Genomic DNA, 11,780 nt, shown 5'->3' with positions numbered 1-11,780 from the left:
ATATGTCGAAATCAGTCGCGATCGTGACGGGTGCGAGCCAGGGGATCGGCCGGGCGACCGCGGTGCGCCTGGCGCGCGATTTCTCGGCGCTTGTCCTGGTGGCGCGAAACCGCGCCAATCTCGAGGACACCGCAAGGGCGGTCCGGGCCGCCGGCGCCGGGGTGCTGGTGATCGATGCCGATCTGGCCGAACCTCGTGCCGCTCAATCTGTCGTCGACCAGACCTTGGCGGCGTTCGGCCGGATCGATGCCCTGCTCAATATCGCAGGCGCGGTACCTCAGGTCGATCTGTTCGAGACGACGGAGGCACAGTGGGACGCCGGACTGGCGTTGAAGCTGCATGGCGCCCGGCGGCTCACGATCGCCGCCTGGCCGTCGCTCATGGCCGCGAAGGGGGCGGTGGTGTTGATGTCGGGAAACTCGGCCTCCTTCCCCAAGGCGTCCTATGCCGCGGTCGGCACCATCAACGCTGCAATCGTCGCCTTGGCAAAGGCGTTCTCCGACAAGGGAATCAGCGATGGCGTCCAGGTCAACAGCGTCCTGCCGGGGCCGGTGATGACGGGCCGCCGCCGCTCCTACCTCGAGCACTGGGCGCCCCTGTACAACATGACCGTCGAGGAAGCCACGGCGAAGTTTCCCAAGGACGCCGGGATCGCGCGTTACGGCGAGCCGGAGGAGATTGCCGAGTTGATGGCGTTCCTCGTATCGCCCGGCGCGCGCTGGATGACCGGCTCGGCATTGCGGATGGACGGCGGCGAGGTGAAATCGATATAATCGGTTTTCACCCGAAGGGCGTCCGCGGAAGTGGGCCACTTGCAAAAGCGTTCGATGCGCGCAAGCATGGAGTAAGGGCTCTTTCGCTCTTCGCGAGCGCTGAGGAATGGCGACAAAACCGTCATGCAGTTTGACACCAAGATCGCGGTCGTGGTCCGCACCGACCTTGAACCGTGGCAGAAGCTGAACGTGGCCTCTTTCCTCGCCAGCGGGATCGCGGCGGCTTTTCCGGCCTGCATCGGCGACCCCTACGAAGACGGCTCCGGGACGAAATATCTGCCGCTGATCGGCCAGCCCATCCTGATCTATGGCGCCGACCGCGCGGCGCTATCACGCGCGCTCGATCGCGCACTGACGCGCGGCGTGACGCCGGGGCTCTATACCGAGGACATGTTCAGGACCGCTCACGACGCTGCCAACCGCGAGGTCGTGAAGGCGGTTTCCCGCACAGACCTGAATCTGGTTGGGATTTCCATGCGCGCCGAGCGCAAGGTGATCGACAAGATCGTCGACGGGTTGAAATTTCACGGCTGACGCTTCCCGATCTGCCCCGGCCGTCCTTTTCAGTCTTCGCCGGATCTGGCTCTGAGGAGCTCTTCGCGGCGCCTGATCAGAATCTCGAGCCGTGCGGCCTGATCGTCAATTCGCTGGCCGACGAGCTCTTCGCTCATCGCGGCGACATGTGAGGCGGACTGTTCAATCAGCTCGCGAAGCTTCGCCGCCGTGGCGGCAATCTGGCGCTCGATTTCAGCGAGGTGGACGTCTTCACCGTGCATGGCGGGTCTTTGATTTCGGAGTTTGGCGGGCGATCGGGCGCGGTCTTCAGAAGTACAGGTGACGGGCACCGTGCATTTCAAGGACACATCCCCTCTGAGTGCGCGTCGCCCTCATCAGATCGCTTCCGCAATCGGCGCACTTGACGAGCGCCTCCACGGGCCCGCCGTCGACAGCGAGAGCGCCAAGGCAGGACACGGTGTTGCATGCCGCACACCGGATCTTCGTCAGGGTAATGTCAAAGGCAAAGGCTTCTTGAAGCAAGTGTGTGCCGGGATCACCGCCAAGAATGAGGTCGGCGATGTTGTCTGCCATGGCGATCATGCTCCTGTTGGCCCGAAACGCTCGGTTCTTATGGCGAGGGGGTCGAAGCCGAGCTTCACGAGCATGCTCGAGATGCCTTCGACAAACCCGGTGGGACCGCAAATGAAGAACGTGGGATTCTGCTCGCGCGTAAAGCTGTTCTCTGCGAGCAGCGCCGCGTTGACCCGTCCCCGATGTCCGTTCCAGTCGCCCGGATGCTCGCGGGTGAGCGCATAGACCAGGCGCAGGTCGCGATCGTCACGCGCCATCGTATCGAGTTCATCCCGGTACACGATTTCGGCAAGGCTGCGTGCCGAATAGATCAATGATGCCGGTATGGGTGCGAGCGACCTCGTGCGGTGGCGCAACATGGCCATCAGCGGCGTAATCCCGGTCCCGCCCGCAACCAGGCAAATCGGTCCACCGCGCGTTTGGCTCCAGATGAAATGCCACCCAATGGGTCCCCGAAATTCGAGAGTGTCGCCAACCCGCAATTCGTCGAGGAGATAGGACGACACCTCTCCGTCCTCGACCCGTTCCACGGTGAGAGCGAGCAGTTTTTCTTCCGGAGGCGATGCGATCGAGTAACTTCGTTCGGCCTGATAGCCGTCATCGGCCGTGAGACGGATGTCGACGTGCTGGCCGGGCCAGTGCCCGGACCAGTTGGCCGGCTGCAGGATGATGCTCTTCACCCGGCTTGTCTCAGCCACGATGGCCTGTACCCGACCGGTCTGCCACGCGATGCTGGGCTGCTGCAGGGGCGCATCAGTCGCCGTCATAACGTTGCTCCCGCCAGGGATCGCCATAGTTGTGATAACCACGCGATTCCCAGAACCCGGGCTCGTCCTTGGGCATGAAGCGGAGCCTTCGCAGCCACTTTGCGCTCTTCCAGAAGTAAAGATGCGGCACCAGAAGTCGCGCGGGGCCGCCGTGCGCCGGGGCAAGCGGCAGACCCTCATAGCGGGTCGCGATCATCGCCTTTCCCGCGACCAGGTCGGACACCGGAAGGTTCGTGGTGTATCCGCCGTCGCAATGCGCCATGACATAGGCGTCCGGCGGCTCGCTCACCCCGACCACCTTGAGAAGATCGTCGAAGCTGACGCCCTGCCAGACCGTGCCGAGCTTCGTCCATTTGGTGACGCAGTGAATGTCGACCGTGATCGTGGTCTGGGGCAGTGCCTCGAATTCGTCCCAGGTCCATTTCCCCAGCAACGATCCGCCGAGTTGAAGCGCAATCTTCCAGTCGACGACACGGATCTCCGGCGTGGGTCCGGCGGACAGCACCGGGAAGTCGGTCGTCAGATACTGACCCGGTGGCAGCCGGGCGCCTTCGGGTGTCTGTCGCTTGGATTTGAAGCCGCGAGAAACGGGAGGTCGGTCCATGGAAGCGTGCCCTTGTGCAGTGACGCGCAGGATGTCCCAACGCGCGTCGGCTTAACCTGCAGCCCACGTCAGCGCACATGAACCCTGATCGATGCCTTGTCGATGGCCGTCGCGGTGAATGCATCAAGATTGCGAAAGACGAAGCAATCACGGCTGCGCAGGCAAGAACTGTTTCAATGTCAAATGCGGCTTCGTCCTGAAGTGGTTCAGAAGGAGGAGACGATGTCGAGCGTGAGCCGCCCCTTGCATTCCGACGAACTCGCTTACCTCACCGCGCACGAGATGGCAGCTCGCATCCGGCGGCGTGATCTGTCGCCGGTTGACGTGGTCGATGCGTTCATCCGGCGCATCGAAGCGCGCAACCCGAGCCTGAATGCGCTGGTCTATCTCGATTTCGACGGCGCCCGCACGAGAGCGAAAGAGGCCGAGCGCGCATTGGTCGCCGGCGAGTCGTGGGGCCCACTGCACGGCATTCCGTCGGCGCTCAAGGATTTGTTCGACTTCAAGCCGGGCTGGCCTGCGAGCCTGGGCGGCATCCGCGCGCTCAAGCACCACGTCGTGAACGGTTACTGCGTGTTCTGCGAGCGCATGGAGAAGCGTGGGGGTGCCGTGTTCCTCGGCAAGACCAACAGCCCTCTCATGGGATTCCGGGGCACCTGCGACAACTACCTCTTTGGTCCCACGCGCAACCCGTTCAATCTTGCCAAGAACACGGGTGGCTCATCCGGAGGAAGCGCCGCGGCGGTCGCCGACGGACTGCTACCCATTGCAGAAGGTACGGACGCCGGCGGCTCGATACGAATCCCCTCCGCCTGGTGTGGAGTGTATGGCTACAAGGCGTCGTTCGGACGCGTGCCGTTCCTCGTGCGTCCCAACGCGTTCGGCGTGGCCGACTCTCCGTTCCTGTTCGAAGGGCCCATCACGCGGACGGTCGAAGATGCCGCCATCGCGCTGAACGTACTTGCCGGTCCTGATCCGCGAGATCCCTTCAGCCTGATCGAGCCGCCCGTCGATTTCACCGCGGCGACCCGTCGTTCGATCCGGGGCCTCAAGATTGCCTATAGTCCGGATCTGGACGTCTTTCCGGTCGACGGAAAAGTCGCGGCGACGGTCCGCCGCGCGGTACAGGCGTTCGAGGAAGCCGGTGCTCACGTCGAGGAGGTGAAGCTCGGCATCGTTCGCTCGCAACGGGAGCTGAGCGACGTCTGGTCGCGTCTCTACATGCTTCTGAACCTGCAGGCGATCGAGAACATGAAGCGCGACGGCATCGATTTGTTCGGCGAGCATCGCGACGACTTTCCGCCTGAATACATGGATTGGGTCGAGAAGACCAATCGCATGTCGGGGCTCGATTTCTTCCGCGACCAGGCCGTCCGGTCGGAGGTCTACGATGCCTTTCAGAACGTCCTTGAAAGGTTCGATCTGTTGGTCACGCCGACCGTCGCGTGCCCGCCGGTCGACAACGCCAGCGACGGCAACACGATTGGACCGAAGTCGATCAATGGTGTCGAGATAGATCCTCTGATCGGATGGGCCCTGACCTACTTCGTCAACTTCACCGGTCACCCGGCAGCCTCGATTCCGGCAGGTCTGTCCGACGGTCTTCCGGTCGGGATGCAAATCATAGGTCGGCGAAACGCCGACTTCGACGTGCTGGCCGCGAGCGCGGCTTTCGAGCGGCTTCGTCCCTGGCAGGACAATTACCGGATCTGCCGCGAGCGCCCCCTGAGAGCAGCCCCGCTTTCAGACCTCACCCGCTGACCTTGCACCCTCTCGGTCGTTTCCATGGCCGTCGCGCGCCGCGATCGCGGCCGCGCGTCCTGCTTTCGAAGCGTGAACCTCTTCACGGATCGCAGGTTCGGCACGGAATGCATCAAGATGGCCAAAGCGGAAGCAATCCCCAGCGCGCAGGATCTTCCGCGACCGGCTAAGTCATCTTTCGACAGGTCAATCGTGCCGGCGCCTCGCGCGTTCGGCCGCAGTCGCGGGAGAAGACAATGCGCGTGAGAGTCCAGGCAGCAGCGGCGGTCATCGTAGGCAGTGCGGTCGCAACGATCCTGTTCTTCGGATCGCTCAAGGATAGCAATGCCCAGAGCAATACGCGCTATCTGCCGGAATACACCGCGGACGGGCAGTTGCTCTTGCCGAAGAATTTCCACGAGTGGGTTTATGTCGGCTCGCCGCTGACGCCAAATGCCCTCAACGGCGGACAGGCGAACTTCCCGGAATTCCACAACGTATATATCGAGCCGGGCTCGTACGCGATCTACAAGAAGACCGGCGAATTCCCCGAGGGGACGATCCTGTTCAAGGAGCTGCAGCTGACGTTGCCGCAGGAGAACGCCGACGGCTCGCGAACGGAAGCGTCTGGACGTGGCTACTTCCCGGGCAAGTGGAACGGCGCCGACGTGACCGTCAAGGACTCGAAGCGCTTCGCCGACACCAACGGGTGGGGCTATTTCAACTTCAATCACCACGAACCGAAGGCGCCGACGGCCAAGGTGAAGTCGAAGGACGAGTGCGCCTACTGCCATATCGCCAACGCCAAGAAGGACGAGGTCTGGACCCAGTTCTATCCGCTGCTGGACAACAAGGACGCGCGGTGACCACGTAATCGGCGGAAGATCGGCATGAAAATCTTCAAAGCCGCCTGTGTCGCCGTCGTCGTGATCCTTGGGGTCGCGGCCGCGGTCAGGCAGTCACAGCTGCGGGCGAACGCGGCGGATGGCGTTTCGACCGGTGCGAGCGTCGCCGACCGTGACGGGCGTCTGCACGTGCCCGATGACTATCGTACGACCTATCAGATCCTCGGAAGCTGGGCGATCGCGGCAGACGACAATCACGGCTCGAAGGAGCTTCACGTCGTGTACGCCTCGCCTGGAGTGATCGACGCCTATCGGAAGGACAAGCGCTTCCCGGACGGTGCGGTGCTGGTCAAGGAAGTGTTCAAGGCGGCAACCTCTGAAATGACGACCGGCACCGTCAGCCGCGCCGATGCTTTGAAGGGATGGTTCGTCATGGTGAAGGACTCCGCGAACCGTCACCCGGAGAGCGCGTTGTGGGGCGACGGCTGGGGATGGTCCTGGTTCGACGCGGGCGATCGCTCAAAAACGACGACGACGAATTACAGGGCGCAATGCCAGGCGTGCCATGTGCCCGTGCGGACGTCCGACTGGGTTTACATCGATGGATACCCTCCGTTGAAGCCATAGCGATGGTGCAGGTCACCGAAAGTCATTCGATTTACCAAAGCCAATCATCAAAGGAGCGAGAGATGGCTAAAGAGGCGACGACGAGCGAGATGGGAATGTCGAAGGGGCAGACTGGCCATCTCTATATCCAGACCAATGAGATCGACAACGCCATTATCCACTACACGCGGCAGGCGGACGGCAAGCTGGCCGAGGTCGCGCGTATCAAGACGGGCGGCGCCGGCTCCGGTGAATTCAAGCCGATCAGCGGCCAGGACAGCGCGCCCAACTCTTACGAGGGTGCGGGAAGCGTCATCATTACATCCGATCGGCGCTTTTTGTTTGCGACCAATGGCGGAGACAATTCCGTTTCGAGCTTCCGCCTGGAGAGCGACGGTCGTCTCACGCTGCTCGACGTGAAGTCGACCGGCAACCCGGTCGAGGGCAGGAGTGGCACGGCCAAATCGCTGGCTTTCGCTCCGTCGACGCGCACCCTCTTCGTGCTGCACGCGTTCGGACCGGATCACCTTCGGCTGATGTCGGTCGACGCCGAAGGCATGCTCAAGACGCGGCCCGAGCGATACACGGTGAATACGTACAGCAAGCGGAACCGTGTCTCCACCATGGTCGTGGTCTCGCCCAACGAGGAGCTTGTGCTTGTCGGCACCACTTTCGATGAGCCGATCGCGCTCACCGGCTTGTATCCCGACGGCTCGCCGATTCTCTGGGTCCAGCGCGCCGGCGGCGCGTTGCACTCGATCGCGTCGAATGCACCGGATCCGGACGGCCTTGCCGTGTTCGCCCTGCAAAAGGACGGCTCGCTCGGCACGGCCAGGTTCTACGATGCGAAGGGCGGTTCTCCGTTCTACATCGCGTTCCTGAATCAGCGTCCAAATACGTTCGTGATCGGCTATGCCGTCGGTGACGGATGCTCCATCTGCACCATCGAGAAGAACGGCTCGATCGAGGTCGGCCCGCTCGTCAAGATCGACACCAGCGCGGGCCTGCCGTCCGAGCTGTGCTGGCTGGCCGTCGCGCCCGATGATCGCACGATCTACGCGACGAACTTCGGCTACAGCAACATCAGCAGCTACCGCATCAACGGTAGCGGCCTGGAGATTGCGTGCGATCCGGCGTGTCCGAAGGTCCCCGGCGACGGCACCGCGAGGGGATTGAACGGAACCGTGACGAGCGGTCCCAGCGATAGCTGGATCTCGCCCGACGGCGCCTATCTCTATCAGATCTACGGCAACGCCTCGAAGCTGGTCAGCTACAGCACCCAGCCGGACGGTTCGCTGAAGGAGATCGGCAGCGTCAAGATCCCGTACAACGGCTCCCAGGGTCTTGCGGGTTTCTGATCCCGGTTTCGCGACATGAGGTCCGGGCGTGGTCGGCATTGCCGTTCCACGCCCGGCCTCTCCCTCGCCGATATGCGAGACACAGACGGTCAATCATGAGCCCCGAGACGGATGTTTGAAGCAATTCATGAGCGCTCTCGCGGGACATCCGCGGCTCATCCCGGCCCTCCGGGCGAAGGGCAGAGCGCCACGGAAAAATTCGATCTGCAGCGCGCTGTCGGGGAAGCTCGCGTGGTGTTCTCCGGCGCCGCAAACGGCACGGAGATCATCGACGTCTATCAGAAGTTTCCGATGGCCGTTGCCTTCCCGAATGTCGACGATCGTCGGCGCAAGGAGGCGGTCCTCATCAATACCTCGGGCGGTGTCGCAGGCGGCGACGAGATCAGGATCGAGGTGGTCGCTCGAGGCGATGCGTCGGTCGCGGTGACCACGCAGGCCGCGGAGAAGGTCTATCGGGCGCTGGATCGGCCTGCCCGAGTCCGGACGCGGTTAAGGGCTGAGGGAAATGCCCGGCTTGCGTGGCTTCCACAAGAGACGATCGTCTTCAACCAGGCGCGCATCGCGCGGCACACCGAGATCGATGTGAGCTCGGGCACCGAATTGATTGCCCTCGAATGGCTGGTTCTTGGCCGCATCGAGAGCGGCGAGGAGGTTCTTGCCGGACATATCCTGGACAGTTGGCGCGTCAGGGTCGACGGCCGTTTGGTATGGGCGGATGGCTTCCTCGCCTCCGACCAGACGCTGCTGCAGCTTCGGAAGACGGCGCTGCTCTCGAACTGGAAGGCGATCGCAACCATGATCTATTTCGGTCCGGGTCTCGAGGCCCGGCTCGAGAGATTGCGCGAGATCGGCGCTTCGCTGGAATGCGCGTGCGGCGTCACGATCGTGGGCGCGATCATCGTGGTCCGGGTCGCCGCGATTGCAAGCGTGGACCTCAGGCGAGGTCTGCGCCGCTTCCTCGATCAACTCGACCATGAGCTCGGATCCGGTCCCTTCGGAGCGCCGAAGATGTGGTCCTGTTAGCAGCGCGGCCAAGTGGGAGGAGCATCTTGAATCTGACGCCACGGGAACGAGACAAGCTGATGATCGCCCTCGCCGCGATCGTTGCGCGCGGCCGGCTCGCGCGCGGCGTCAAGCTGAATTATCCCGAAAGCATCGCATTGATTTCGGATGCCATCATGGAAGGCGCCCGCGACGGACGATCGGTCGCGGATCTGATGTCCGAAGGCGGCCGGCTGCTGCGCCGCGAGCAGGTCATGGAGGGCATCCCGGAAATGATCCGCGAGATCCAGGTGGAGGCAACGTTTCCGGACGGGACCAAGCTTGTCCCGGTGCACAACCCGATCCGATAGGAGCTGATGATGCGCATCATCCCGATTTGCGTCGCCGCGTTGAGCCTGCTTGCGGCGCCGGCCTTCGCTCATCCCATTCCGGGCGCGGGCAGTTCGTTCGACGCCGGTCTCGTCCATCCGTTCAGCGGCGCCGATCATCTGATTGCGATCACCTTGGTGGGAACGTGGAGCGGGCTCGTGGGCGGATCCGCGAGAGCGGTGTGGCCGCTGACCTTTCTGATCGCGATGCTGGGCGGCTTCGCCGCGGCAAGCGCGGGACTGCAGATGGGCTTTGTGGAGGCGGCGATCAGCCTCTCGGTGGTGGCGCTGGGAGCGTTCGTTGCGTTCGAATTCAGGATGCCCGTCATGCTGGGCGCGGCGGCCGTCGGCCTGTTCGCGTTCTTCCATGGTCACGCCCACGGAACTGAAGCCGCCGCGATGCTTGTTCCCTACGTGATCGGCTTCACGACGGCGACCGCCGCTCTTCTCCTGACCGGCATGGTCATCGGGCTCTGGGGAGGAAACGCGACCAGACGAAGCTTGCTTCGCGCGGCGGGCGTATGCGCTGGCCTTGTCGGGCTGCTGCTGCTTGGAGGCGTGGCATGATTCCCGGGGAGGTCATTCCGGCTGACGGCGACATCGTCCAGAACGGGGACAGGACGGCACTGTCGATTACCGTAGCCAACACCGGCGACCGGCCGGTCCAGGTGGGCAGCCATTATCACTTCGCCGAAGTGAACGCCGCACTCGCGTTCGATCGATCAACCGCTCGTGGATGCCGCCTCGATATCCCGGCCGGGACGGCCGTGCGGTTCGAGCCGGGCCAGTCGCGCGAGGTCTCGTTGATCCCGTTTGCCGGGGCGCGGCGCATCTACGGCTTCAGCGGCGGCGTGATGGGACCTCTGGAATCGGCGACCGATGCGTCCGGCGCCAACGAATAAGGTGAGGAAGACATGTCCCACACGATGAGCCGCGCGGCCTATGCGCAGATGTTCGGCCCCACGGTCGGCGACAGGGTGCGCCTGGCGGACACCGATCTGTTCATCGAGCCCGAGAGGGACCTCACGATCTATGGCGAGGAGGTCAAGTTCGGCGGCGGCAAGGTCATTCGCGACGGCATGGGACAATCGCAGCTCACGCGCGCGCAGGGGGCGGTCGATACGGTCATTACCAACGCGCTGATCCTCGATCACTGGGGAATCGTCAAGGCCGACATCGCGATCAGGGACGGGCTCATTGCCGCCATCGGCAAGGCGGGCAACCCCGACATTCAGCCGGGTGTCTCCATCATCATTGGGCCGGGGACGGAAATCATCGCGGGCGAGGGCAAGATCATCACCGCCGGCGGAATGGATACGCACATTCATTTCATCTGCCCGCAGCAGATCGACGAGGCGCTTTTCTCGGGCGTCACGACCATGATGGGTGGCGGCACCGGACCGGCCGCAGGGACGACGGCGACGACCTGTACGCCGGGGCCATGGCACATCCATCGGATGCTCGAGGCGCTGGATGGGTTCCCGATGAACTTCGGCATTTTCGGCAAGGGCAATGCGAGCCTACCCGCTGGCCTGGTCGAGCAGATCGAAGCCGGCGCGTGTGGCCTGAAGCTGCACGAAGACTGGGGCGCAACGCCCGCATCGATCGACTGCTGTCTCTCCGTCGCGGACGACATGGACGTGCAGGTCATGATCCACACCGATTCCCTGAACGAAGGCGGGTTCGTCGAGCGCACGATCGCCGCGTTCAAGGGCAGGACGATCCATGCGGCCCATACGGAAGGGGCCGGCGGCGGGCACGCGCCTGATATCATCAAGGTCTGCGGCGAGAGCAACGTCATTCCGGCCTCGACAAATCCCACGCGTCCCTACACCGCGAACACGCTCGACGAAGCACTCGACATGCTGATGGTGACCCACCATCTGGACCGCCGCATTCCGGAGGATGTCGCCTTCGCGGAAAGCCGCATACGAAAGGAGACGATCGCCGCGGAGGACATCCTGCACGATCTCGGCGCGTTCTCGATCGTGTCGTCGGATAGCCAGGCGATGGGGCGCGTCGGCGAGGTGATCACGCGGACGTGGCAGACCGCCGACAAGATGAAGAAGCAGTTCGGGCGGTTGCCGGAGGAGACCGGGCAGAACGACAATTTCAGGGCTCGGCGCTACGTCGCGAAATACACGATCAATCCGGCCATCGTGCAGGGAATGTCACGCTACGTCGGTTCGGTCGAGGTCGGAAAGCTCGCGGACATCGTCGTCTGGGATCCGGCGTTCTTCGGGATCAAGCCCGACATGGTCTTGAAATCCGGCATGATCGTCGCCGCGATCATGGGTGACCCCAATGCATCGATACCGACGCCTCAGCCGGAATATTACCGGCCGATGTTCGGCGCCTTCGGCCGTTCTCCCGGCAGAAATTCCGTGACCTTCGTCAGTCAGGCCTCGCTCGAAGCGACGAGACAATTGGGCCTGGCAAAGCAACTCCTGCCGGTCTCGAACACGCGGTCGATCGGCAAGCATTCCATGATCCTCAACGACGCGCTGCCTCTCATGGAGGTCGATCCCGAGACCTACGAGGTGCGAGCCGACGGACGGCTGCTCACGTGTCCGCCGGTGAATGTGGTCCCGATGGCGCAGCGCTATTTCATGTACTGACGCGTTGCCG

At 63.2% G+C, this 11,780-nt stretch carries 15 protein-coding genes; 11 read left to right on the top strand and 4 right to left on the bottom strand.

Annotated elements, in window-relative coordinates:
• The first annotated feature begins 2 nt into the window (after nucleotides 1-2).
• A complete protein-coding gene (locus J4G43_RS47640; RefSeq protein WP_208088995.1) occupies nucleotides 3-773 on the top strand; it encodes an SDR family oxidoreductase in 771 nt (256 codons plus the stop codon).
• 123 nt (nucleotides 774-896) lie between these two features.
• Nucleotides 897-1,307 carry a DUF2000 family protein gene (locus tag J4G43_RS47635; protein WP_063980886.1) on the top strand — a complete coding sequence of 137 codons (411 nt, stop codon included), beginning with the start codon at nucleotides 897-899 and terminating at the stop codon, nucleotides 1,305-1,307.
• 29 nt (nucleotides 1,308-1,336) lie between these two features.
• Here J4G43_RS47635 and J4G43_RS47630 read toward each other — a convergent pair whose 3' ends face one another.
• Genes J4G43_RS47630 through J4G43_RS47615 form a run of 4 tightly spaced genes read right to left on the bottom strand, consistent with a single transcriptional unit; the run spans nucleotide 1,337 to nucleotide 3,233 of the window.
• On the bottom strand, nucleotides 1,337-1,630 hold the full coding sequence (locus tag J4G43_RS47630; RefSeq protein WP_208088994.1) for a hypothetical protein: 294 nt from the start codon (nucleotides 1,628-1,630) through the stop codon (nucleotides 1,337-1,339).
• Nucleotides 1,596-1,862, bottom strand: a complete 267-nt coding sequence (locus J4G43_RS47625) for a DUF6510 family protein (protein WP_224580600.1) — start codon at nucleotides 1,860-1,862, stop codon at nucleotides 1,596-1,598. Before J4G43_RS47625 ends, J4G43_RS47630 begins: the two co-directional genes overlap by 35 nt.
• 5 nt (nucleotides 1,863-1,867) lie before the next feature.
• On the bottom strand, nucleotides 1,868-2,656 hold the full coding sequence (locus J4G43_RS47620; RefSeq protein ID WP_225005562.1) for a ferredoxin reductase: 789 nt from the start codon (nucleotides 2,654-2,656) through the stop codon (nucleotides 1,868-1,870).
• Complete coding sequence (locus tag J4G43_RS47615) at nucleotides 2,616-3,233, bottom strand: sulfite oxidase-like oxidoreductase (protein ID WP_208088993.1); 618 nt, start codon at nucleotides 3,231-3,233, stop codon at nucleotides 2,616-2,618. The genes J4G43_RS47620 and J4G43_RS47615 overlap by 41 nt, the downstream gene beginning before the upstream one ends.
• Nucleotides 3,234-3,455: 222 nt before the next feature.
• Here J4G43_RS47615 and J4G43_RS47610 point away from each other — a divergent pair, with 222 nt between their 5' ends.
• From J4G43_RS47610 to ureC, 9 genes are all read left to right on the top strand, one after another.
• The gene (locus J4G43_RS47610) at nucleotides 3,456-4,994 is read left to right on the top strand and encodes an amidase (protein ID WP_208088992.1); all 1,539 of its coding nucleotides are present in this window, start codon (nucleotides 3,456-3,458) and stop codon (nucleotides 4,992-4,994) included.
• 236 nt (nucleotides 4,995-5,230) lie between these two features.
• Nucleotides 5,231-5,839 (top strand): cytochrome P460 family protein, encoded by a 609-nt coding sequence (locus J4G43_RS47605; RefSeq protein WP_208088991.1) that lies wholly within the window; start codon nucleotides 5,231-5,233, stop codon nucleotides 5,837-5,839.
• A 24-nt stretch (nucleotides 5,840-5,863) separates the two neighbouring features.
• Complete coding sequence (locus J4G43_RS47600; protein WP_208088990.1) at nucleotides 5,864-6,445, top strand: cytochrome P460 family protein; 582 nt, start codon at nucleotides 5,864-5,866, stop codon at nucleotides 6,443-6,445.
• A 62-nt stretch (nucleotides 6,446-6,507) separates the two neighbouring features.
• Nucleotides 6,508-7,782: a beta-propeller fold lactonase family protein gene (locus J4G43_RS47595; RefSeq protein WP_208088989.1), complete on the top strand. Its 1,275-nt coding sequence runs from the start codon at nucleotides 6,508-6,510 to the stop codon at nucleotides 7,780-7,782.
• 111 nt (nucleotides 7,783-7,893) lie between these two features.
• Nucleotides 7,894-8,805: an urease accessory protein UreD gene (locus J4G43_RS47590; RefSeq protein ID WP_225005560.1), complete on the top strand. Its 912-nt coding sequence runs from the start codon at nucleotides 7,894-7,896 to the stop codon at nucleotides 8,803-8,805.
• Between the two features lie 26 nt (nucleotides 8,806-8,831).
• A complete protein-coding gene (locus J4G43_RS47585) occupies nucleotides 8,832-9,134 on the top strand; it encodes an urease subunit gamma (RefSeq protein WP_166078237.1) in 303 nt (100 codons plus the stop codon).
• Between the two features lie 6 nt (nucleotides 9,135-9,140).
• On the top strand, nucleotides 9,141-9,719 hold the full coding sequence (locus J4G43_RS47580) for a HupE/UreJ family protein (RefSeq protein ID WP_208088988.1): 579 nt from the start codon (nucleotides 9,141-9,143) through the stop codon (nucleotides 9,717-9,719).
• Complete coding sequence (locus J4G43_RS47575; RefSeq protein WP_208088987.1) at nucleotides 9,716-10,054, top strand: urease subunit beta; 339 nt, start codon at nucleotides 9,716-9,718, stop codon at nucleotides 10,052-10,054. The genes J4G43_RS47580 and J4G43_RS47575 overlap by 4 nt, the downstream gene beginning before the upstream one ends.
• A 12-nt stretch (nucleotides 10,055-10,066) precedes the next feature.
• The gene (gene ureC, locus J4G43_RS47570; RefSeq protein WP_208088986.1) at nucleotides 10,067-11,770 is read left to right on the top strand and encodes an urease subunit alpha; all 1,704 of its coding nucleotides are present in this window, start codon (nucleotides 10,067-10,069) and stop codon (nucleotides 11,768-11,770) included.
• Nucleotides 11,771-11,780 lie beyond the last annotated feature (10 nt).

The sequence above is a fragment of the Bradyrhizobium barranii subsp. barranii genome (assembly GCF_017565645.3).
Lineage (GTDB): Bacteria > Pseudomonadota > Alphaproteobacteria > Rhizobiales > Xanthobacteraceae > Bradyrhizobium > Bradyrhizobium barranii.
This window is presented reverse-complemented; position numbering and strand designations above follow the sequence as displayed.

Coding starts and splice junctions, on each gene's coding strand:
- J4G43_RS47610 (WP_208088992.1), top strand. CDS start 3,456: ATGTCGAGCGTGAGCCGCCCCTTGCATTCCGACGAACTCGCTTACCTC.
- J4G43_RS47575 (WP_208088987.1), top strand. CDS start 9,716: ATGATTCCCGGGGAGGTCATTCCGGCTGACGGCGACATCGTCCAGAAC.
- J4G43_RS47590 (WP_225005560.1), top strand. CDS start 7,894: ATGTTTGAAGCAATTCATGAGCGCTCTCGCGGGACATCCGCGGCTCAT.
- J4G43_RS47615 (WP_208088993.1), bottom strand. CDS start 3,233: ATGGACCGACCTCCCGTTTCTCGCGGCTTCAAATCCAAGCGACAGACA.
- J4G43_RS47595 (WP_208088989.1), top strand. CDS start 6,508: ATGGCTAAAGAGGCGACGACGAGCGAGATGGGAATGTCGAAGGGGCAG.
- J4G43_RS47605 (WP_208088991.1), top strand. CDS start 5,231: ATGCGCGTGAGAGTCCAGGCAGCAGCGGCGGTCATCGTAGGCAGTGCG.
- J4G43_RS47620 (WP_225005562.1), bottom strand. CDS start 2,656: ATGGCGATCCCTGGCGGGAGCAACGTTATGACGGCGACTGATGCGCCC.
- J4G43_RS47640 (WP_208088995.1), top strand. CDS start 3: ATGTCGAAATCAGTCGCGATCGTGACGGGTGCGAGCCAGGGGATCGGC.
- J4G43_RS47625 (WP_224580600.1), bottom strand. CDS start 1,862: ATGGCAGACAACATCGCCGACCTCATTCTTGGCGGTGATCCCGGCACA.
- J4G43_RS47600 (WP_208088990.1), top strand. CDS start 5,864: ATGAAAATCTTCAAAGCCGCCTGTGTCGCCGTCGTCGTGATCCTTGGG.
- ureC (WP_208088986.1), top strand. CDS start 10,067: ATGTCCCACACGATGAGCCGCGCGGCCTATGCGCAGATGTTCGGCCCC.
- J4G43_RS47580 (WP_208088988.1), top strand. CDS start 9,141: ATGATGCGCATCATCCCGATTTGCGTCGCCGCGTTGAGCCTGCTTGCG.
- J4G43_RS47635 (WP_063980886.1), top strand. CDS start 897: ATGCAGTTTGACACCAAGATCGCGGTCGTGGTCCGCACCGACCTTGAA.